The 19,397-nt window shown below is 68.5% G+C and carries 20 protein-coding genes; 12 read left to right on the top strand and 8 right to left on the bottom strand.

The window, feature by feature from the left end; all coding sequences use genetic code 11:
* The first annotated feature begins 29 nt into the window (after positions 1–29).
* Genes DZC73_RS12110 through DZC73_RS12095 form a run of 4 tightly spaced genes read left to right on the top strand, consistent with a single transcriptional unit; the run spans position 30 to position 3,992 of the window.
* Positions 30–1,490 carry an aldehyde dehydrogenase family protein gene (locus DZC73_RS12110; RefSeq protein ID WP_124540515.1) on the top strand — a complete coding sequence of 487 codons (1,461 nt, stop codon included), beginning with the start codon at positions 30–32 and terminating at the stop codon, positions 1,488–1,490.
* Positions 1,491–1,507: 17 nt separating this feature from the next.
* Positions 1,508–2,254 carry a glucose 1-dehydrogenase gene (locus tag DZC73_RS12105; RefSeq protein ID WP_124540514.1) on the top strand — a complete coding sequence of 249 codons (747 nt, stop codon included), beginning with the start codon at positions 1,508–1,510 and terminating at the stop codon, positions 2,252–2,254.
* Positions 2,245–3,375 carry a hypothetical protein gene (locus DZC73_RS12100; RefSeq protein WP_124540513.1) on the top strand — a complete coding sequence of 377 codons (1,131 nt, stop codon included), beginning with the start codon at positions 2,245–2,247 and terminating at the stop codon, positions 3,373–3,375. Before DZC73_RS12105 ends, DZC73_RS12100 begins: the two co-directional genes overlap by 10 nt.
* Positions 3,372–3,992 carry an ABC transporter ATP-binding protein gene (locus DZC73_RS12095; protein WP_161974551.1) on the top strand — a complete coding sequence of 207 codons (621 nt, stop codon included), beginning with the start codon at positions 3,372–3,374 and terminating at the stop codon, positions 3,990–3,992. The genes DZC73_RS12100 and DZC73_RS12095 overlap by 4 nt, the downstream gene beginning before the upstream one ends.
* A gap of 8 nt (positions 3,993–4,000) precedes the next feature.
* Here the strand turns inward: DZC73_RS12095 and DZC73_RS12090 are convergent, their stop codons facing one another.
* The 5 genes from DZC73_RS12090 to DZC73_RS12070 all read right to left on the bottom strand — a co-directional run bounded on the left by DZC73_RS12090 (position 4,001) and on the right by DZC73_RS12070 (position 7,936).
* Complete coding sequence (locus DZC73_RS12090; protein ID WP_124540511.1) at positions 4,001–4,786, bottom strand: HvfC/BufC N-terminal domain-containing protein; 786 nt, start codon at positions 4,784–4,786, stop codon at positions 4,001–4,003.
* Complete coding sequence (gene bufB / locus DZC73_RS12085) at positions 4,783–5,616, bottom strand: MNIO family bufferin maturase (RefSeq protein WP_124540510.1); 834 nt, start codon at positions 5,614–5,616, stop codon at positions 4,783–4,785. The genes DZC73_RS12090 and bufB overlap by 4 nt, the downstream gene beginning before the upstream one ends.
* 99 nt (positions 5,617–5,715) lie before the next feature.
* Positions 5,716–5,976 (bottom strand): BufA2 family periplasmic bufferin-type metallophore, encoded by a 261-nt coding sequence (bufA2, locus tag DZC73_RS12080; RefSeq protein WP_198414841.1) that lies wholly within the window; start codon positions 5,974–5,976, stop codon positions 5,716–5,718.
* 226 nt (positions 5,977–6,202) lie between these two features.
* Positions 6,203–7,396: an amino acid aminotransferase gene (locus DZC73_RS12075; protein WP_124540509.1), complete on the bottom strand. Its 1,194-nt coding sequence runs from the start codon at positions 7,394–7,396 to the stop codon at positions 6,203–6,205.
* A 45-nt stretch (positions 7,397–7,441) separates the two neighbouring features.
* The gene (locus tag DZC73_RS12070) at positions 7,442–7,936 is read right to left on the bottom strand and encodes a glutathione peroxidase (protein WP_124540508.1); all 495 of its coding nucleotides are present in this window, start codon (positions 7,934–7,936) and stop codon (positions 7,442–7,444) included.
* Positions 7,937–8,072: 136 nt separating this feature from the next.
* Between DZC73_RS12070 and DZC73_RS12065 the strand changes: the two genes are divergently transcribed.
* Positions 8,073–8,969 (top strand): response regulator, encoded by an 897-nt coding sequence (locus DZC73_RS12065; protein WP_124540507.1) that lies wholly within the window; start codon positions 8,073–8,075, stop codon positions 8,967–8,969.
* 5 nt (positions 8,970–8,974) lie between these two features.
* Here the strand turns inward: DZC73_RS12065 and DZC73_RS12060 are convergent, their stop codons facing one another.
* The gene (locus DZC73_RS12060; RefSeq protein WP_124540506.1) at positions 8,975–9,892 is read right to left on the bottom strand and encodes a DMT family transporter; all 918 of its coding nucleotides are present in this window, start codon (positions 9,890–9,892) and stop codon (positions 8,975–8,977) included.
* Between the two features lie 82 nt (positions 9,893–9,974).
* Between DZC73_RS12060 and DZC73_RS12055 the strand changes: the two genes are divergently transcribed.
* Positions 9,975–10,913, top strand: coding sequence for a hypothetical protein (locus DZC73_RS12055; protein WP_124540505.1), 939 nt, complete (start codon positions 9,975–9,977; stop codon positions 10,911–10,913).
* On the opposite strand, the gene lplT is transcribed toward DZC73_RS12055, so the two are convergent.
* Positions 10,914–12,191: a lysophospholipid transporter LplT gene (gene lplT, locus DZC73_RS12050; protein WP_124540504.1), complete on the bottom strand. Its 1,278-nt coding sequence runs from the start codon at positions 12,189–12,191 to the stop codon at positions 10,914–10,916.
* A gap of 225 nt (positions 12,192–12,416) precedes the next feature.
* Between lplT and alr the strand changes: the two genes are divergently transcribed.
* Together alr and arfB are read left to right on the top strand one after the other, a co-directional pair.
* Entirely contained in the window at positions 12,417–13,523 is a 1,107-nt protein-coding gene (gene alr, locus DZC73_RS12045; protein ID WP_124540503.1) for an alanine racemase, read from the top strand.
* A gap of 4 nt (positions 13,524–13,527) precedes the next feature.
* Entirely contained in the window at positions 13,528–13,923 is a 396-nt protein-coding gene (arfB, locus tag DZC73_RS12040; protein ID WP_124540502.1) for an alternative ribosome rescue aminoacyl-tRNA hydrolase ArfB, read from the top strand.
* Between the two features lie 15 nt (positions 13,924–13,938).
* Here arfB and DZC73_RS12035 read toward each other — a convergent pair whose 3' ends face one another.
* Positions 13,939–15,732: a serine hydrolase domain-containing protein gene (locus DZC73_RS12035; RefSeq protein WP_124540501.1), complete on the bottom strand. Its 1,794-nt coding sequence runs from the start codon at positions 15,730–15,732 to the stop codon at positions 13,939–13,941.
* Positions 15,733–15,836: 104 nt separating this feature from the next.
* Between DZC73_RS12035 and radA the strand changes: the two genes are divergently transcribed.
* The 4 genes from radA (at position 15,837) to DZC73_RS12015 (ending at position 19,393) form a co-directional block, all read left to right on the top strand.
* The gene (gene radA / locus DZC73_RS12030) at positions 15,837–17,192 is read left to right on the top strand and encodes a DNA repair protein RadA (protein WP_124540500.1); all 1,356 of its coding nucleotides are present in this window, start codon (positions 15,837–15,839) and stop codon (positions 17,190–17,192) included.
* A gap of 3 nt (positions 17,193–17,195) precedes the next feature.
* Positions 17,196–17,966: a metallophosphoesterase family protein gene (locus tag DZC73_RS12025; protein WP_124540499.1), complete on the top strand. Its 771-nt coding sequence runs from the start codon at positions 17,196–17,198 to the stop codon at positions 17,964–17,966.
* Between the two features lie 68 nt (positions 17,967–18,034).
* Positions 18,035–18,433, top strand: a complete 399-nt coding sequence (locus DZC73_RS12020) for a hypothetical protein (RefSeq protein ID WP_124540498.1) — start codon at positions 18,035–18,037, stop codon at positions 18,431–18,433.
* 36 nt (positions 18,434–18,469) lie between these two features.
* Positions 18,470–19,393: a branched-chain amino acid transaminase gene (locus DZC73_RS12015; protein ID WP_124540497.1), complete on the top strand. Its 924-nt coding sequence runs from the start codon at positions 18,470–18,472 to the stop codon at positions 19,391–19,393.
* The last annotated feature ends 4 nt before the right edge of the window (positions 19,394–19,397 follow it).

The raw sequence follows: 19,397 nt of genomic DNA, 5'->3' as shown, positions 1-19,397 counted from the left end.
GGCGACGTCTGCCGCGCGGGAGCCCGTCGATGATCTCGAACATTCCCTTCGACCCGCGGCTGATGCTCATCGGCGACGCCTGGCGCGATGCGGCTGGCGGTGACACGCTGCCCCTGAGCAACCCGTCGGACGGCAGCGTGCTGGCGAACATCGCACGCGGCGGCGCCGAGGACGTCGATGCCGCCGTGGCTGCCGCCCGCCACGCGCTGGACCACGGTGCCTGGGGCCGCATGACGGCCACGGAGCGCGGCCGCGTGCTCAGTGCCGTGGGCCGTGCCGTCATCGAGCATGCCGACGAACTCGCCAGGCTCGAGGCACTGGACGTCGGCAAGCCGCTCAGGCAAGGCCGCGGCGATGCGCTGGCCCTTGCGCGCTACCTGGAGTTCTACGGCGGCGCGGCCGACAAGGTGCATGGCGACACGCTGCCCTACCAGGCCGGCTTCACCGCGCTCACCTGGCGCGAGCCCCATGGCGTCACGGCGCACATCGTGCCGTGGAACTACCCGATGCAGATCGTCGGCCGCAGCGTGGGTGCGGCGCTGGCCATGGGCAATGCCTGCGTGCTCAAGCCGGCGGAGGAGGCCTGCCTGACCGTGCTGGCCTTCGCACGCATCGCGCAGCAGGCCGGCTTGCCGCCGGGTGCGCTCAACGTGGTGACGGGCCTGGGTGAGGAAGCCGGCGCGGCCTTGTCGGCGCATGGCGGCATCGACCACATCTCGTTCACCGGCTCGGTGGCGACCGGATCGCTGGTGCAGGCAGCCGCCGCGAAGCACACCATTCCCGTGACGCTGGAGCTGGGCGGCAAGAGCCCGCAGATCGTGTTCGACGATGCGGACCTCGATGCCGCCTTGCCCTACCTCGTGAACGCGGGCATCCAGAACGCGGGGCAGACCTGTTCGGCGGCGTCGCGCATCGTGGTGCAGCGCGGCGTGTACGACGAGGTGATGCGTCGCATGGCCGAGCGCTATCGTGCGCTGCGCGTCGGGCCGGCGCTGTCCGACCTGGACGTGGGGCCGGTCATCTCCCGGCGCCAGCACGGCATCGTGTCGCATTACCTCGCGGTGGCGCGCGACAGCGGGCTGCCCATCGCGGCACAGGCGGAACTCGTGCCCGATGCACCGGCCGGCGGCTACTACGTGCGGCCCACGCTGGTGGCCGACGTGCCCGAGTCGCATGGCCTCGCCCAGGAAGAGATCTTCGGCCCGGTGCAGGTGCTGATCCCCTTCGACGCCGAGGCCGATGCCGTGCGCATCGCCAACGGCACCGACTACGGCCTCGTGGCCGCCGTGTGGACGCGCGACGGCGGCCGGCAGCTGCGCATGGCGCGTGCGCTGAAGTGCGGGCAGGTCTTCATCAACAACTACGGTGCGGGCGGCGGCGTGGAGCTGCCCTTCGGCGGCGTGAAGCGCTCGGGGCACGGCCGCGAGAAAGGCTTCGAGGCGCTGTACGGCTTTTCGAGCTTGAAGACCGTGGCCATCCACCACGGCTGATGCAGGAGACACATCCCATGACATCCAGACTCGCCGGCAAGGCCGCCATCGTCACCGGCGGCGGTTCCGGTTTCGGCGAAGGCATCGTGCGCAAGTTCGCTGCCGAGGGCGCGAAGGTGCTGATCGCCGACTGCGACGAAGCCAACGCGAGGCGCGTGGCCGAGGCCACCGGCGCGCAGTGGCTGCGCTGCGACGTGACCCTCTCCGCTGACGTGAAGGCCATGGTCGATGCCGCTCACGAGCGCTTCGGCACGCTGGACATCCTCGTCAACAACGCCGGCATCGGCCATCTGCCGCAGGCGCTGGAAGGCCTGCCCGAGGACGAGTTCGACAAGATCCTCGCCGTCAACGTGAAATCCATCTACCTCGCTGCGCGCGAGGCGGTGCCGCGCTTCAAGGCGGCGAAGAAGGGCGTCATCCTCAACATCGCGAGCACCGCCGGCGTGAGTCCGCGGCCGCGGCTGGCCTGGTACAACGCGAGCAAGGGCTGGGTCATCACCGCCACGCGGGCGATGGCGGTGGAGCTCGCGCCCTTCGGCATCCGCGTGAATGCGCTGAACCCGGTGGCGGGCGAGACGCCGCTGCTCAAGACCTTCATGGGCGAGGACACGCCGCAGATGCGCGCGAAGTTCCTCTCGACCATTCCCATCGGCCGCTTCTCCACGCCGGAAGACCTGGGCAACGCCGCCTGCTTCCTGTGCAGCGACGAAGCGTCGATGATCACCGGCGTGGCGATGGAAGTCGACGGCGGACGATGCATCTGAGTGCCCTGGCGCCGCCTCGCGGCTACGTGCAGGTGCGGCTGCAGGCCAGCCTGCGCGCGCTCGTGGAGCTGCTCAAGCGCTGGCAGGTCTACATCGTCGTGGGCCTGCTGGTGCTGGGCAGCGCAGGCAATGGTGCGCTGGCGGCGATGTCTGCCATGACGGCGTGGTCGGTGTTTCCGCTGTTGCAGGCGACGCAGGTCAGCATGGCATCGGTGCTGCTCACCGGTCTCGCGCATTCGATGGTGGGTGCGGTGGCGATCTGGGGCCTGCGGCCGGTACTTTGGCAGCGCGCATGGATGGAGTCGGAGAACGCCCTGCCCATCGCACCGCGTGAGCGGCGCCGTGCCGATCTGCTGGTGGTCGTGCTGGGACTGGCGCCGCTGTTCGCCATCTACGCAGCGGGCGTGCTGGTGTGGCTGGCTCGCTCGCCGGCGTGGATGCACCACGGCTGGGTGGAGGCGCTTGCCGGGCTGGGCCTGTCCATGGGCTTGTCGGTGGCCTGGGGCGTGCTCATCCTGGGCGCGATGCGCCGGGTGTCGCCTGCCAGGCCGGCTGGCACGCGGCGCAGCCGGCGTGGATGGCGCCGCGCCATGACGCCGCTCACGGCGCTGGCCATGCTGCCCTTGTGGCGCGGACCCGCTCAACGCACCGGGCGGATGATGGTCCTGGTGCTGATCGCGCTCGGCGTTCCTTGCCTGGCGATGGTGGCATGGCCGGGCTGGGCGTCCTGGTGGCTGGCGGGCTTCGGCGCCGCGGCCTTCATGCTCACCTCGCGGCTCAGCGTGTTGGCCAGCCAGGAGCTGGCGCCCTTGCACCTGCACGCTGCTGCGCTGCCGGTCTCGCCGCGCCGCCTGCTGCTCGCGCGGCGGTTGGCGGTGGTGGTTCCGCAACTGATGGCGCAGGCGCTGTGCACGGCCGCGCTGATGAACCAGCCGCGCGCCTTGCGCCCCGGTGTGCTTGCGGCGTTCATGTCCGTGCTTCTGGCCGGCTCGGCCGTCCAGGTGCTGCTCACGACGCAGCCGTCCGGTCACCGCCCCACCGACCCCGCGCACCGCGTCAGCCAATGGCTGTTCACGCTGGTGCTGATCCTGTCCCTGGCTTCCGAGGTGATCCTGGCATGACCGAACTGCAGGTGCGCGACCTGAGCTTCTCGTACGGCGACCGGCCGATGTTCGACGGCTGGTCCGCGGCATTCGGCAGCGGGCTCACCTGGCTGCGCGGCGGCAACGGCAGCGGGAAGTCGACGCTGCTCAAGCTCCTGGCCGGCGCCTTGCGCCCGGCGGCCGGGCAGGTGGCCGTGGAGGGCGTGGTGCAGGAAACGCAACCGATGGACTACCGCCGGCGCGTCTTCTGGTGCGGGCCGGGGCCGGTGGCCTTCGACCATCTCTCGCCGCAGGAGTATTTCGCGTTCATCCGAGGGCTGTATGCGGGCTGGGACGACGCGGCGATGGCGCATCACATCGCCGGCTTCGGGCTGGCGCCGCACCTGCATTCGCCGCTGCGTACGCTGTCCACCGGCACGCAGCGCAAGACCTGGCTGACGGCGGCGCTGTGCGCCGGCACGCCGGTCACGCTGCTGGACGAGCCGCTGAATGCCTTGGACGCGGCCTCGTTGATGCACCTGCGGTCCAGCCTGGCCCGGCACGCGAGCGAGGGCCTGCGCGTCTGGATCGTCGCCACCCATGAAGCCCTGGGCGAGGGGATTGCCATCGCCGGCCACATCGAGCTGGCGGCGTGACGTCGGGGTCAGTCGGCCACGCGCGTGCCGAGCAGCAATCCGTCCGCCAGCCACGATTGCAAGGCCTGGACGGCCACCTGAGCGGCCTGGTCGTCGCCCGCCTGCGTCGCGGCCAGCTCGCACAGGCGGCCGAAGTCCGCGCCGTCCAGCGCCGCCTGCAGCAGGTCGGCCTGGGCGACCTCCAGCGAACGCCAGCGGTTCTCCAAACCTTGTCGCCACACGAGCAGGGCGTGGGCATGTTCGACAGGCTCGGGCAGCTCGGGCTCCTCGCCCTCGTCCACGGATTGCAGGGCGCGCCACACCGGCTCCACCGCCCAGTGCATGGGAAGCAAATGGACGCTGGGCAGCGCAGTGAACACCAGGTCCGCCCACTGCTCAGGTGCGATCGCAGCCAGTGCACCCGCATCGATGGGCGTGCCGTCGGCGGCGTCGAAGGCGCCACGCAGCGCCCACTCCATGCGGGCCAGGTCGACCAGCGCCGGGTGCGGCACCAGGTCCTCGTGCGCGGCCATGAAAGCCGGCAGCTCGTCGCCGAACCAGCGGATCGACGGGAACTGCGAGGGGTGGGCCTCGACGTAGGCGCGGGCCAATGTGTCGAAAGCCTCGTCGCCCATCACCTGCGGCAGCACGCCGAAGTTGTCGCGCAATGCCGCCACGAGGCGCACCTCGTAGGCATGCTGGTAGATGCGCAGCATCGGCGGCTCGCCGCGCAGGCCGCGAAGCAGGCCGCCTGCGTCCTGCCGGGTGGTGATGGCGCGCTGCATCGCGCGCTGCTGTTCGGCCAGGGTGTTCATGCCGTGACCTCGGCAGCCAAGGCCTCGGCCTGGATGCGCCGTGCCACGTCCAGCTCGGCCAGCAGTTCATCCAGCGACGGGATGTTGTCGTCGCGTTCGATCATCGTCGGCACCGCGCCCAGCCGGCGTACGGTGTGGCCGTACAGGTCCCACACCGCATCGCACACCGGGTGGTCGTGGGTGTCGATCACGTGGGTGCCGTTGTCCTCGTGGCCGGCGAGGTGGATCTGCCGCACCCGCTCGCGCGGCATCGCGTCGATGAAGCGCTTCGGGTCGAAGCCGTGGTTGCGGCTGGACACGTAGACGTTGTTCACGTCCAGCAGCAGCTCGCAGTCGGCGCGCTTCGCGAGCTCGGCAATGAATTCCCACTCGCTCATCTCGTCGCCGGCAAATGCCACGTAGCTGGACACGTTCTCCAGCAGCAGCCGGCGGCCGAGGACGTCCTGCACCTGCGACACCCGCCGCACGAGGTGCTGCAAGGCTTCCTCGGTGTAGGGCATGGGCAGCAGGTCATGCAGGTTGTGGTGGTCCACGCCGGTCCAACACAGGTGGTCGGAGATCCACGCCGGCTGGATGCGGTCGGCCAGCGCCTTCAGGTCGCGCAGGTAGCCGAGGTTCAGCTCATCGGATGAGCCGATGGACAGCGACACGCCGTGCATCACCATCGGGTGATCGCGGCGGATGGTGTCCAGGTAGTGCAGCGGCTTGCCGCCGGGCACCATGTAGTTCTCGGAGATGACCTCCAGCCAGTCCACGCGCGGCTTGTGGTCCACGAAGTCGGCGTAATGCTCGGTGCGAAGCCCGAGGCCGAAACCGGTGAGGGCGCTCATCTCGGAAGTGTCAGTTGAAATGCAAAAAGCCGGCGCGGGACTGGGCCACGCGCCGGAACTTCTGGTCGCTCTTGGAGACTTCCCTGGCTGAAACCAGGATTACTTCAGGACGGTGCCGCCGGCGGCCTTGCACTCGGTGGCGGTCTTGCTGACCCAGCCTTGGCCCTTGCAGCCGTTCTGGCCCTTGCAGCCGCTCTTGGCGGTGGCGCACTCGGAGGTGCCCTTGCAGGTGTTGACGCCGGCGCACTTCACGGTGGCTTCGTCGGCAGCCTGGACTTGCGTGGACACGCTGGCGGTCACGGCGAACAGGGCGGCAGCGGCGGAGGCGAGGGCAACGCCCGACTTGAGTTGGTTCAGCATGATGATTTCCTCTTGAAAAGTTGGTTGGACGCTTGATTCAGCAAGGTTGCAGGCACCGGTTCGATGAATGTCACCTTGGAGCTTGCGAGTGTTATGTCGCCGGGGCCGCGGACTTCTTACACGGCACCTGCGAGAAATCTCGGCTCGCGGCGAAAGATACGCCGGGGGCGTCCAACTGGATGCAAGAGGGGCAGCCGGTTTGTAGCCGGCTGCAACCGGGCACCCGTCAGGCCAGCACCGCCGCCATTGCCACAGCCGTGGCTTCCACATTGCGGGTATTCAGTCCCGCCACGCACATCCGTCCCGAGCGCACGAGGTAGACCGCATGCTCCTCGCGCAGGCGGTCCACCTGGGCGGCCGTCAGCCCGGTGTAGCTGAACATGCCGCGCTGGGTCAGGAAGTAGTCGAAGTTGCGGCCCGGCAGCTTCTTGCTCAGCACGCCGTGCAGGGCCTTGCGCATCGCGAGGATGCGCTCGCGCATCGCGGCCACGTCCGCCTCCCAGGCCGCACGCAGCTTGGGTTCGGACAGCACCTTGGCCACCACCAGGCCGGCGTGGATGGGCGGGCTCGAATAGTTGCGGCGCACGGTGGCCTTGAGCTGGCCCAGCACCAGCTCGGCTTCGGCCGCGCTCGGGCACACCACGCTCAGGGCGCCGGCGCGCTCGCCGTACAGGCTCATGCTCTTGGAGAAGGAATTCGCGATGAAGAACGACAGCCCGGAACTGGCCAGCTCGCGCACCGCGAAGGCGTCTTCGTCGATGCCGTCGCCGTAGCCCTGGTAGGCCAGGTCCAGGTAGGGCAGCAGCTCGCGCTCGCGCAGCACGGGGATGAGCGCCTTCCACTGCTCAGGCGTGAGGTCCACGCCCGTCGGGTTGTGGCAGCAGGCGTGCAGCAGCACGATGCTCCTGGCCGGCAGCGTGCGCAGCGCGGCGAGCATGGCGTCGAACTTCAGGCCGCCGGTGGCCGCGTCGTAGTACGGGTAGGTGTTCACCGTGAGGCCGGAGCCTTCGAACATCGCGCGGTGGTTGTCCCAGGTCGGGTCGCTCACCCACACCTGGCTGGCCGGGAACCAGCGCTTGAGGAAATCGGCGCCCACTTTCAGGCCGCCGCTGGAGCCCACCGTCTGCAGCGTGGCAATGCGTCCGCTCTTCACCGCCTCGTGCTCGGCGCCGAACAGCAGCTTCTGCACTTCGCGGCGGCAGGCCGGCGCACCTTCGATGGGCAGGTAGGGCTTGGCCGCGCCCTCGGCCAGCAGCTGCGCCTCGGCTTCCTTCACGCACCCCAGCACGGGGATGTGGTTGGCATCGTCGAAGTAGATGCCGATGGACAGGTTGATCTTGTGCGGGCGTGGGTCGTTGCCGTAGGCCTCGTTGAGCGAGAGGATGGGGTCGCCGGCGTAGGGGTCGAGATGCTGAAACATGTGGTGGTGTGAAGCGTGAAGGGTGAAAAGTGAAACGTGGCGGCTTCAGGCGGCCTTGGCGAGGGCGGCCTCGATGTCCTTCTTGATCGATTCCGGCGTGTCGGTGGGCGCGTAGCGCTTGATGACATGGCCGTCGCGGCCGACGAGGAACTTGGTGAAGTTCCACTTGATGGACTGGGTGCCCAGCACGCCGCGCGCCTCGGCGGTGAGCCACTTCCACAGCGGGTGCGCCTTGGCGCCGTTCACCTCGACCTTGCTCATCATCGGGAAGCTCACGCCGTAGTTCAGCGAGCAGAACGAGGCGATCTCGTCGTTGCTGCCGGGGTCCTGGCTGCCGAACTCGTTGCTGGGGAACCCTAGCACCACGAGGCCCTGGTCGCGGTAGGTCTCCCACAGGCTTTCCAGGCCGGCGAACTGGGGCGTGAAGCCGCAGGCGCTGGCGGTGTTGACGATGAGCAGCACCTTGCCTCGCTGGGTGGAAAGGTGAGCGGGTTTCCCCTCGATGGAGATCGCTTCGAAGTCGTAGACGCTGCCGGCCATGGGGTGTCCTTGGGTGGGTGAGCAAACTTTGTCATGGTAGCGCGGCACTCCCTAGCTTTCATGCTTGACCCGGCAAGGCCCAGCGCCGACCATTCGCGGGCCGCTGACAGCGGTGCAGTCCGGAGGACATAACAACATGACAGCGCCGACCAGCGAGCGCTACACCGTCGCTCTCCAGGGGTTCAGTGCGTTCGAGCGCGAGACGCTCGCGTCCTTCTTTCGCCTGGCCGCCAACCGCACGCCGGCCTACGTGCAGGCCGACGACCTCATCCGCAGCGATTTCGTGGTGGCCGATGCCGACAGCGCTGCCTCGCTGCAGGACGTGATCGAGTCCGGCCGCACCCGCGAGACCGTCTTCGTCGGCGCCCACGCGCCGCAGGGTGCGATGGCCTGGCTGCAGCGGCCGATCGATCCGGTGCACATCCTGCGCGAACTCGACTCGCTGGTGGAGCACCGCCAGTCCGCGCCCGGTGAGCTGCGCGCCGCCATCGCCGACGATATTGCCGCCACGCACGAGCTGGGCGGCATCGTGGTGGATGCGAGCGCCTCCAGCTTCGGCGCCTTTGATTCCGGGGAAACAGGCTCCGGCCCCGACGTGCTGGTGGCCGAGGACAGCGCCATCGCCCGCCGCTTCTTGCAGGTGAGGCTGCAGCAATTGGGCTACCGCGTGCACCTCGCCCACGACGGCGAAGAGGCGATGACCCTGCTGCGCCGCGAGCGCTTCGTGCTGGCCTTCCTGGACATCGTGCTGGGTCCGCCCTCGGGGCTGGATGGCCTGCGCATCTGCCAGATGCTCAAGCACAACGCGGAATTCGCGGGCGTGGCGCCGAAGGTGGTCATGGTCACCGGCCTGAGCGGTGCGATGGACAAGGTGCGCGGCTCACTCGCCGGTTGTGATGCCTACCTGACCAAGCCGGTGGTGGAGGCGGAGCTGTTGAACGCACTGCGCACGCTGGATCCGGGGTTTGCCGGGCGCGACCCCGAGTCGCCGGTGTCGCGCCGACTTGAGAAACGCAGGGCAAGGGGTTTGTAGGGTCCCTAGTGATTGCCGCCCTGCGACGCTGCCAGCAGCGCCGCCCCGATGATCAGCGCCCCACCCATCACGAGCGGCACCGTCAGCCGCCCGCCGCCCAGCGCCACTGCCGAAACCGACGCGAACACCACCTCGCTGAGCATCACCACCGAGGTCACGTTGGCCGGCAGCCGGGCCGCGCCGTACTGCAGCGACAGGTTGCTCAGGATGAACACCGCTGCCAGCACCAGGGCAACCATCGCCCACCAGCCGGTCAAGGCCGGTGGCCACGGGGCCATGCCCTGGCTGGAGAGCGTGGCCGCCAAGGTCGCCGACACGACCACCCCGCCGGTGAACATCGCCAGCGCCCGGCCTTCCTGCGGCCGGGCCGCTTCACGCCGCAGCATCACGTTGTTCAGCGCGAATGAGAAGCCTCCGGCCACGCCCAGCCAGTCCGGCAGCGCCCGCGGGTAGGGCAGGGCGTCCCAGCTCAGGCCGCGTCCCTCGGGCCACAGCACGATGCCCGCGCCCACCAGCGCCCCGACCACGCGGATGCCAGCCATCGGCGTCAGCGGCTCATGCAGCAGCACCCGGGCGAGCAGCACCGTCCACAGGGGCATGAGGTAGAACAGCAGCACCACCCGCACCACGTCGCCGATGGACACCGCCCAGTTGAAGGCCGCATTGGTGCAGCCCGAGGCCACCACCAGGATCCACAGCGTCGGCGTGCGTGCCAGCTGGCTGAAGGCCTGCGGCCGGACCAGGCCGATGCTCGTCACCGCCACCACGTACACCATCACCGTGGCCCACAGCGGGTGCAGCCCCTGGGCCTGCAGCTGGCGGAACGGCCACCACGAACAGCCCCAGACCAGGGCGTTGAACATCAGGGCGAGGACGGGGACGATCGGGTGGGAGGTAGGGCGGGAGGTCGGCACGGGCGGCATTGTCCATGCAGCCCTAATTCGCCGGATTGCGCGGGGCATGGCAGGGGAGTAAGTTGCGAGTCCCAGCGACGAGGAGTTTGCGATGCCCAAGCTCGACATCTTCCAGCCCGCCCAGGCGTTCTCCAGCGAGCCGCCCCCGTTCTCGGAATTCGGCTTCCGCTTCCTGGCCGAAGGCGACTCCTGGTTCTCCATCGGCACGCTCAACCCGGTGGCCAATTCCAACCTGCTGTTCGAGATGGTGTTCCTGCGCAGCGCCTGCGCGGTGAACTGCGCCAAGCCGGGCGACACGCTCAAGCGCATGTCCCAGATCAACACCGACCCGAATTTCGTGGACCTGCTGTGTGGCCACCGCCAGCGCATCTGGGACGGCCTGCTCCTGTCCTGCGGCGGCAACGACCTGATCGAAGCGGTGGGCTCTCCCGCCCTGGACGATGCCGGCCAGCCCGTGCCGCGACACCTGCGGCTGCTGCTGACACCTGATGAATGGGGCCCGGCGGAGCAGGGCGCCAGCCGCTTCCTCAGCGACGAAGGCTGGGACACCTTCTGCGGCTACCTGCGGGCCAACTTCGAGCACCTGCTGGGCCTGCGCGACCAGGGCCTGTCGCGCGGCGCGCCGGTGTTCATGCATGGCTACGCCGTGCCCACCCCACGCCCGGCGGGCGCGGGCTTCGGCATGGGGCCGTGGCTGCTGCCTTCGCTGCAGAAGTTCCAGATCCCCTCGGCCGATGGCCCGGCCCTGGCCAAGGAACTGCTGACCCGCCTGGGCACGCTGCTGGGCGAGATCGCGGAAGACCCGGCCCGTTTCCCGAACGTGCACTTCTTCAACTCGCTGACGGTGCCCGTGGATGCGGCCGAGCCGAACACCACCGGCCAGAGCGGCGACTGGATCAACGAGATCCACCTCACCCGCACCGGCTACCGCAAGGTGGGCGTCACCTGGGCCTCGCAGATCGAGGGCACCCTGGACGGCGACACGCCGGAGCCCCAGGCCAAGGCGCAGCGCAAGAAGGTGGAAGCGTAGTCAGTGCCTGTCGTGGCGTGCCAGTGCCAGCAAGTGGTCGACCTCGTCCTTGTGCTTGATGCAGTTGTTGAGGTGCCAGCGGCGGATCAGCCACATCGTGAACGCCACCGTCAGGCCGAACACGGTGATGGCGCCGAAGGCTGACATGCCCAGCTTGGTCATGCCGGTGTAGAACGCGCCCAGGCCGAGGATGCAGGCCTGCTCGTTGAAGTTCTGCACGGCGATGGAGCGGCCCGCGCCCATCAGGTTGTGACCGCGGTGCTGCAGCAGGGCGTTCATCGGTACCACGAGGTATCCGCCGATGGCACCCAGGGCGACGAGGAAGGGCGCCGCGACGTAGACGTTGGTGATGACGTTCATGACGATCACCACCAGCCCCATGGCGATGCCCAGCGGGATCACGCCGGTGGCCTGGTCCAGCCGCATGCGCATGGAGGCGATGATGGCGCCGAAGGCCGTTCCCACCGCCACCACGCCGACCAGCGTGGAGGCGTCCGACGTGGTGTAGCCCAGGGCGGCCAGCGCCCAGGCCAGCACGATGTAGCGCAGGTTGCCTGACACGCCCCAGAACAAGGTGGTGGTGGCCAGCGAGATCTGCCCGAGCTTGTCGTTCCACAGCCGGGCGTTGCAGTTGGAGAAGTCGCGCACCAGGGCGCTGGCCGAGTGCGCCAGCGGCTGCAGCGGTGCGGAGGTGCGGGGAATCTTGAGGTTGAACAGCGCCGCGATGACGTACAGCGCGATCATCGACGCAATGGCTGCCTCGGGCGGGGTGTCGATGCCGGTGTCGACCCACGGCAGGTCCAGCGCCAGCAGGTGCGAGGCCATGACCGGCTTCATCAGTTGCCCGCCCAGCACCACGCCCAGGATGATGGAGCTGATGGTCAGGCCCTCGATCCAGCCGTTGGCCTTCACCAGCTGCGAGTTGGGCAGCAATTCGGTCAGGATGCCGTACTTGGCCGGCGAGTAGGCCGCCGCGCCCAGCCCCACGATGGCGTAGGACAGCAGCGGATGCGTGCCGAACAGCATCATCAGGCAGCCCACCACCTTGATGAGGTTGGAGAAGAACATCACCTTGCCCTTGGGTACGGCGTCGGCGAAGGCGCCGACGAAGGGGGCGAGGATCACGTAGAACAGTGCGAACATCGGCACGAGGGCCGCACGCTGCCACTCGGGCTGGTGGGACGAGCGCAGCAGCTCCACCGCCGCGACGAACAACGCGTTGTCTGCCAGCGAGCTGAAGAACTGCGCTGACATGATGGTGTAGAAGCCTTTTTTCATTCGACTCCTGGCGCCCCACGGGCTGGACCGCGCTTGGCCGGTTCAGCCTTCTTCCCGACTCTGCGTCCCGATCCCGGACTGTTTTCCAACGCCAACTGCCGCTTCAACAAACGATGTCTCCCGGGTCGCCGGTATGTCTCCCCGCGGCGCGGGTTATAGCATGCGGGTCATGGCAGCTCCCTGGCAAGTCATACCCCCGCGGACGCGGGTGCGTCAGAATTGCTCATGCCCCGCCCGATCGAAGCCCTGATCCACACCGACGCGCTTGCGCACAACATTGCCCGGGCACGCCGGGCTGCCCCCGACGCGAAGGTCTGGGCGGTGGTCAAGGCCAATGCCTATGGCCATGGCATCGAGCGTGCCTACGCCGGGCTGCAAGGCGCCGACGGCTTCGCGCTGCTGGACTTCGCCGAGGCCGAGCGGATCCGGGCCCTGGGCTGGCGCGGGCCCATCCTGATGCTGGAAGGCTGCTTCGACGCCCGCGACCTGGAGACCTGCTCCCGGCTGAACCTGTGGCACACCGTGCACCGCGAGGAGCAGATCGACTGGCTGGCCGCCCACAAGACCCAGTGGCCGCACCAGGTCTTCCTCAAGCTCAACAGCGGCATGAACCGCCTGGGATTCCCGCCCGCGGCCTACCGCGCGGCGTGGCTGCGGCTGTCAGGCCTCACGCAGGTGGACGGCATCACCCTCATGACCCATTTCGCGGATGCCGACGGCGAACGCGGCGTTCACGAAGCGCTCGCTGCCTTCGAGGCGGCCACGCGCGACCTGCCGGGCGAGCGCTCGCTGTGCAACAGCGCGGCCACGCTGCGCTTCGCGGGCGAATCGGCCGAGGTGCGCGGCGACTGGATCCGCCCGGGCATCATGAGCTACGGCTCCTCGCCCGACTTCCCGGTGCACGACATCGCGCACTGGGACTTGCAGCCCACCATGACCTTGCAGGCCGAGCTCATCGGCATCCAGGCGCTGAACGCCGGCAGCACCGTGGGCTACGGCAGCGCCTTCACCGCCGACCGGCCCATGCGCATCGGCGTCGTGGCCTGCGGCTATGCAGACGGCTACCCCCGCCTGGCGCCCACCGGCACTCCGGTGCTGGTGGACGGTATTCGCACGCGTCTGGTCGGACGGGTGTCCATGGACATGGTGACGGTGGACCTGACGCCTGTGCCCCAGGCCCGCATCGGCAGCCTGGCCACGCTGTGGGGCCGCGGGCCCAACGGCAGCGTGCTGTCCATCGACGAGGTGGCGCATGCCGCCGGCACGGTGGGCTACGAGCTGATGTGCGCGCTCGCGCTGCGGGTGCCGACACAGGTTGTCGGCGAACCGTGAATCCATGCCCACCATCGATCCCGCCGAGGTCGAGCTGACGGCCATCCGCGCCCAGGGCGCGGGCGGGCAGAACGTCAACAAGGTGTCCAGCGCCATCCACCTGCGCTTTGACATCGCCGCGTCGTCCCTGCCCGAAGACGTGAAGGCCCGGCTGCTGGCCTCGAACGACCAGCGCATCACCGACGAAGGCGTGCTGGTGCTCAAGGCGCAGACTCACCGCACCCAGGACATGAACCGCGCCGACGCCTTGCGCCGGCTGCAGGAGATCGTGGACCAGTTCGCCCGGCCGCCCAAGGCGCGCCGGGCAACCCGACCCACGCTCGGCTCCAAGAAGCGCCGGCTCGAAGGCAAGAGCCGGCGCAGCGAGGTCAAGGCCCTGCGCGGCAAGCCGGCCGAGTGAGCCTCACTCCAACGCTCACTCCAACGAATAGGCACTGACCAGTGCCGCCACGATCTCGCCGTACAGCGTGTCGCCCGCGTCCCCATTGGTCAGGATCGCAAAGCCCGCCTTCTTCTTCGGGTAGCCCTTGAACATGCAGCGGAAGCCGGCGTTCGCCCCGTTGTGGGTGAACCATTCGCTGTCGGCGCCGATGTTGCCCGTGGGCATGCCCAGCGAGTCGTTCATCATCGCCTGGTAGCGGGTGCTGTCGATCAGATCCTGGCCGCCGATGGTGCCGCCCTGGTTGATGGCGATGACGTAGCGGCACAGGTCGCTGGCGGTGGTGTACAGGCCCGCGGCCGAGCTCTCCGGGTAGCGGTTGCGCTTGCCGTTGATGACCTCGCCGTTGGACCCATGACCCGCGGCCGGCGGCCCGCTGTAGGCCGGTGCGATGAGCGAGTAGGAGGATCGCGTCATGCCCGCCGGCGCCAGCACGTGCGCGCCCATCCAGTCGCGCAGCGCCACGCCGCGCTGGTGCTCCAGCAGCTGCTGCATCAGCACGAAGCCTTCGCCGGAATAGGCGGACATCGAGCCCGGCTCGTACACCAGCTGCACCTTGTGCGAGTTCACCGTCACGCCGGCCCGGTTGGAATGGCCGTCGAGCACCTCGATGGTGGTGGGCACGCCCACGCCCGACACGTTGGGGTAGCCCCCGAAGCCCCCGCCGCCGCCATCGTCGAAGTTCGAGCACGAGTTCGTCGGGTTGGTCGCGCCGCGGCCGATGATGCCGCCGCGGTGCTGCAAGAGCCGCCTCAGCGTGACCTTGGCCTCCCACGACGCCTGCACGCAGGGCCGCTTGGTCAGCGTCCAGCCGAGCTTGGGATGCACGTCGTCATCGAGGCCGATGATCCCGTCCTGCACCAGCCGCAGGAAGCCCAGCGACGTGACCGGCTTGCTGCACGAGGCCGCCTGGAACACCGTGTCCGCATGCACCCAGTCGCTGCTGCCGGCCTCGACCTGGCCGTAGGTGGTGGCCCAGGCGACCTGGTTGTTCTTCACCATCGCCAGGCTCACGCCCGGCACCTTGTAGTGAGCCATGCGGTCGCGGATGCTCTGCCATTGGCCGCCCACCTGCAGGATGTGGCCCTCGAAGTTGCGCAGCGGGTCGGCAGCCAGGGCCACCTTGGGCGTGTTGGAGATGATGGACCAGCCTCCACTGGCGGCGAAGTTCACCTGGTCGACGAAGTAGTTCGCGCCGATCGCGCCCATCTTGTCGTAGCACTCGTCGGGGATGCGGCGGGCGTAGTAGCGGTCCTGCGCGAGGATGACCCAGCCGCCCGAGGGCGTGAAGGCCACGCGCTGTGCGGGCCGCAGGCCCTGCGCGTAGTTGCACAGCAGCTGGAAGCATTCGTCGTCGATGCCGCGGCAGTACAGCGACTTGCCCGCCAGGATGGCCCAGCGGTTGCCGCCCGCCGGCGGGAAGGCAATGCAGGTGGGCCGCGCGCCGGCGTTCCACATCGTGCCCAGCCGGTCGTAGCACTCGTCGGGGATGTTGCGGGCGTAGTAGGTCTTGTCGGTCACGATGACCCAGCGGTTGCCGCCCTCGTGCGGGAAGGCGATGCTGCGGATCTTGTGGCCGGCGTTGACGAACTCGCCCAGCTTGTTGAAGCACTCGTCGGGGATGCCGCGCGCAAAGTAGCCGCCTTCCACGACGATCACCCAGCCGCCCGAAGGCGTGAAGGCGAAGGCCTGCACGCCCGCGGGCCCCATGGACTGGATCTTCTCGTGCGCCTCGTCGGGGATGTTCCGGTTGAAGCAGGTGAAGGGCATCGCGGTCTCCTCGGTTGTTGTCTGGAGAAGAGCAGTGATACGCCTGCCTGGGGGTGTCGCCCATCCCTAATTGGAGCGGGCCTGCCCGCAGCGACAATGGTCCGATGGCGAAAGAGAAATCCATCTACACCTGCAGCGAATGCGGCGGCACGTCTCCCAAGTGGCTGGGCAAGTGCCCGAGCTGCGGAGCCTGGAACACCTTGGTGGAATCCGTGGCCGAGGGGGCGTCGAAGAACCGCTTCCAGTCGCTGGCGAAGAGCCAGCCCGTGGCCACGCTGTCGGAGATCGAGGCCTCCGACGTGGACCGCCAGCCCACGGGCATCGACGAGCTGGACCGCGTGCTGGGCGGCGGCATCGTGTCGGGCGGCGTGGTGCTGATCGGCGGCGATCCGGGCATCGGCAAATCCACGCTGCTCTTGCAGGCGCTGGACTCGCTGTCGCGCAGCATGCCCACGCTGTACGTGACCGGCGAGGAGTCGGGGGCGCAGGTGGCCTTGCGCTCGCGCCGCCTGGGCCTGGACGGCTCCAAGGTGCGCGTGCTGGCGGAGATCAACCTGGAGAAGATCACGGCCACCATCGATGCGGAGAAGCCGGCGGTGTGCGTGATCGACTCCATCCAGACCGTCTATTCCGAGGAGCTCAGCTCCGCGCCCGGCTCGGTGGCGCAGGTGCGCGAGTGCGCGGCGCAACTCACGCGAACCGCCAAGGGCAGCGGCACGACCATCGTGCTGGTGGGGCACGTCACCAAGGAAGGCGCGCTGGCCGGGCCGCGCGTGCTGGAGCACATCGTGGACACGGTGCTGTACTTCGAGGGCGACACGCATTCGAGCTTCCGCCTGGTGCGTGCCATCAAGAACCGCTTCGGCGCGGTGAATGAGATCGGCGTGTTCGCGATGACGGAGAAGGGCCTGAAGGGCGTGGCCAATCCGAGTGCGATCTTCCTGTCCACGCATGGCGATCCGGTGGCGGGCTCCTGCGTGCTGGTCACGCTGGAGGGCACGCGGCCGATGCTGGTGGAAATCCAGGCGCTGGTGGACTCCGGTGGTCCGAGCCCGCGGCGGCTGAGCGTCGGCCTGGAGCGCGACCGCCTCGCGATGATGCTGGCCGTGCTGCACCGCCATGCCGGCATCGCCTGCTTCGACCAGGACGTGTTCGTGAACGCCGTGGGCGGCGTGCGCATCAGCGAGCCGGCGGCCGACCTGGCCGTCATGCTCGCAATCCAGAGCAGCCTGCGCGGCAAGCCCCTGCCGCGCGGCTTCATCGCCTTCGGCGAAGTGGGCCTGGCCGGCGAGGTGCGGCCCGCCCCGCGCGGGCAGGAACGGCTGAAGGAAGCCGCCAAGCTCGGTTTCAGCGTGGCGGTGGTGCCCAAGGCGAATGCGCCCAAGAAGCCGATCGAGGGGTTGACCATCCATTCGGTCGAACGCATCGAGCAAGCCATCGACCTCGCCAGGAGTCTGTGAGCCATGAAGATCGCTGCCATTTCCGACATCCACGGCAACCTGCCCGCGCTCGACGCCGTGCTGGCGGACATCGCGACGGTGGGCGCGGATGTGACGGTGAACCTGGGCGACATCCTCTCCGGCCCCTTGTGGATCGCCGAGACGGCCGACCGCTTGATGGCGCTGGACCTGCCGACCATCGCGGGCAACCATGAGCGGCAGGTGATGACCTTCCCGCGGAAGAAGATGGGCGCGTCGGATGCCTTCGCCGTGGAGCGCGTCACCCCAGTGCATCGCGACTGGCTGCATGGCCTGCCCAAGACCTTGCAGCTCAGCGACGAGGTGTTCTGCTGCCACGGCACGCCGGACAACGACCTCGTCTATTTCCTGGAGACGGTGGTGCCCGGCTTCACGGGGTCGGCCTCGCCCGGATTGCGCATGGCCACCCTCGACGAGGCTGAGGGGCGGGCGGGCGATGCCATGCGTGGCGTGGCGCACGGCGTGATCCTCTGCGGCCACACGCACATCCCGCGGGTGATGCGCCTGCCGGATGGCCGGCTGGTGGTCAACCCGGGCAGCGTGGGCCTGCAGGCCTACGACGACGACCATCCGCATCCGCACATCGTGGAGAACGGCTCGCCCCATGCGAGCTATGCCGTGCTCACCCGCAAGCCCGCGGGTTGGCAGGTCGAGCTGCGCCGCGTGCCCTACGACCACGAGAGCGCCGCGCGGCGGGCGGACGATGGCGGGCGGCCTGAATGGGCCCGCGCGCTGCGTACCGGTTTCTTCGCCTGAGACGAGACCGCGCCGGATGTGGGAACTGCGCATCTGTCTCGCCGACCCGTCCGCATAACATCCGCCGCATGAACCCGACCATCGGCTGGATCCTCGCGGTCCTCATCGTGATCACCGCCTGGCAGGCCTATGGCTGGCAGGGCGTGTTCTTCGCGATCAGCCTGGTCGTGTTCTGGCTGCTGCTGCAGTTCAACCGGTCCATGCGCGTGATGAAGAACGCCGCCGGCGCGCCCATGGGCGACCTGGAAGATACCGATGCGTTCAATGCCCGGCTGAAGGTCGGCATGACGCTCATGCAGGTGCTCACCATCACCAGGAGCCTGGGCGTGAAGGTGCGCGACGTGCCCGAGACCTACCGCTGGACCGACCCGCAAGGCGCGGGCGTCGCGCTGGTGTTCGACAACGGCCGCTTGCAGCGCTGGACGCTGGAGCGCCCTGAACCCGGGCTCGCCGTCCCCGCGCCGTAAAATCGCCCCCTTCGGAATAAATTCAAGGGGCAAGCCATGTCCATGGCCGACCGCGACGGCAAGATCTGGATGGATGGCGAACTCGTCGACTGGCGAGACGCGAAGATCCACGTTCTCACTCACACCCTGCACTATGGCTGCGGCGCCTTCGAAGGCGTGCGGGCCTACAACACGGCCGGCGGTACAGCCATCTTTCGCCTGCGCGAACACACCGAGCGGCTCTTCAACAGCGCCAAGATCCTGCGCATGAAGATTCCCTTCACCTTGGAACAGGTGATGGAGGCGCAGCGTCAAGTGGTGCGCGAGAACAAGCTCGAAAGCTGCTACCTGCGCCCGCTGACCTGGATCGGCTCCGAGAAGCTGGGCGTGAGCCCCAAGGGCAACAAGATCCACCTGATGATCGCCGCCTGGGCCTGGGGCGCCTACCTCGGCGAAGAGGGCCTGAAGCGCGGCATCCGCGTGAAGACCTCCAGCTACACCCGCCACCACGTCAACATCACGATGACGCAGGCCAAGACGGTGAGCAACTACACCAACTCCATCCTCGCCAACATGGAAGCGACGGATGACGGCTACGACGAGGCGCTGCTGCTGGACGCCTCGGGCTTCGTGAGCGAAGGCGCGGGCGAAAACCTGTTCGTCATCAAGAACGGCGTGGTCTACACGCCCGACCTGTCGGCCGGCGCGCTCAACGGCATCACCCGCAACACCATCTTCGCGATCTGCCAGGACCTGGGCCTGAAGCTCGTGGAGAAGCGCATCACCCGCGACGAGGTCTACATCTGCGACGAGGCCTTCTTCACCGGCACCGCCGCGGAAGTGACGCCCATCCGCGAACTGGACCGCATCGAACTCGGCAAGGGTTCGCGCGGGCCGATCACGGAGAAGATCCAGAGCGCGTTCTTCGACATCGTGAATGGACGCAACCCCAAGTACGCCGAATGGCTCACCAAGGTCTGATTCG

It is taken from the genome of Rhizobacter terrae (assembly GCF_003852895.1).
GTDB lineage: Bacteria > Pseudomonadota > Gammaproteobacteria > Burkholderiales > Burkholderiaceae_C > Albitalea > Albitalea terrae.
This window is presented reverse-complemented; position numbering and strand designations above follow the sequence as displayed.

What these genes read in the sequence shown, in the direction of transcription:
- DZC73_RS12110 (WP_124540515.1), top strand. Translation starts at nt 30, where the DNA reads ATGATCTCGAACATTCCCTTCGACCCGCGGCTGATGCTCATCGGCGAC.
- DZC73_RS12105 (WP_124540514.1), top strand. Translation starts at nt 1,508, where the DNA reads ATGACATCCAGACTCGCCGGCAAGGCCGCCATCGTCACCGGCGGCGGT.
- DZC73_RS12100 (WP_124540513.1), top strand. Translation starts at nt 2,245, where the DNA reads ATGCATCTGAGTGCCCTGGCGCCGCCTCGCGGCTACGTGCAGGTGCGG.
- DZC73_RS12095 (WP_161974551.1), top strand. Translation starts at nt 3,372, where the DNA reads ATGACCGAACTGCAGGTGCGCGACCTGAGCTTCTCGTACGGCGACCGG.
- DZC73_RS12090 (WP_124540511.1), bottom strand. Translation starts at nt 4,786, where the DNA reads ATGAACACCCTGGCCGAACAGCAGCGCGCGATGCAGCGCGCCATCACC.
- bufB (WP_124540510.1), bottom strand. Translation starts at nt 5,616, where the DNA reads ATGAGCGCCCTCACCGGTTTCGGCCTCGGGCTTCGCACCGAGCATTAC.
- bufA2 (WP_198414841.1), bottom strand. Translation starts at nt 5,976, where the DNA reads ATGCTGAACCAACTCAAGTCGGGCGTTGCCCTCGCCTCCGCCGCTGCC.
- DZC73_RS12075 (WP_124540509.1), bottom strand. Translation starts at nt 7,396, where the DNA reads ATGTTTCAGCATCTCGACCCCTACGCCGGCGACCCCATCCTCTCGCTC.
- DZC73_RS12070 (WP_124540508.1), bottom strand. Translation starts at nt 7,936, where the DNA reads ATGGCCGGCAGCGTCTACGACTTCGAAGCGATCTCCATCGAGGGGAAA.
- DZC73_RS12065 (WP_124540507.1), top strand. Translation starts at nt 8,073, where the DNA reads ATGACAGCGCCGACCAGCGAGCGCTACACCGTCGCTCTCCAGGGGTTC.
- DZC73_RS12060 (WP_124540506.1), bottom strand. Translation starts at nt 9,892, where the DNA reads ATGCCGCCCGTGCCGACCTCCCGCCCTACCTCCCACCCGATCGTCCCC.
- DZC73_RS12055 (WP_124540505.1), top strand. Translation starts at nt 9,975, where the DNA reads ATGCCCAAGCTCGACATCTTCCAGCCCGCCCAGGCGTTCTCCAGCGAG.
- lplT (WP_124540504.1), bottom strand. Translation starts at nt 12,191, where the DNA reads ATGAAAAAAGGCTTCTACACCATCATGTCAGCGCAGTTCTTCAGCTCG.
- alr (WP_124540503.1), top strand. Translation starts at nt 12,417, where the DNA reads ATGCCCCGCCCGATCGAAGCCCTGATCCACACCGACGCGCTTGCGCAC.
- arfB (WP_124540502.1), top strand. Translation starts at nt 13,528, where the DNA reads ATGCCCACCATCGATCCCGCCGAGGTCGAGCTGACGGCCATCCGCGCC.
- DZC73_RS12035 (WP_124540501.1), bottom strand. Translation starts at nt 15,732, where the DNA reads ATGCCCTTCACCTGCTTCAACCGGAACATCCCCGACGAGGCGCACGAG.
- radA (WP_124540500.1), top strand. Translation starts at nt 15,837, where the DNA reads ATGGCGAAAGAGAAATCCATCTACACCTGCAGCGAATGCGGCGGCACG.
- DZC73_RS12025 (WP_124540499.1), top strand. Translation starts at nt 17,196, where the DNA reads ATGAAGATCGCTGCCATTTCCGACATCCACGGCAACCTGCCCGCGCTC.
- DZC73_RS12020 (WP_124540498.1), top strand. Translation starts at nt 18,035, where the DNA reads ATGAACCCGACCATCGGCTGGATCCTCGCGGTCCTCATCGTGATCACC.
- DZC73_RS12015 (WP_124540497.1), top strand. Translation starts at nt 18,470, where the DNA reads ATGTCCATGGCCGACCGCGACGGCAAGATCTGGATGGATGGCGAACTC.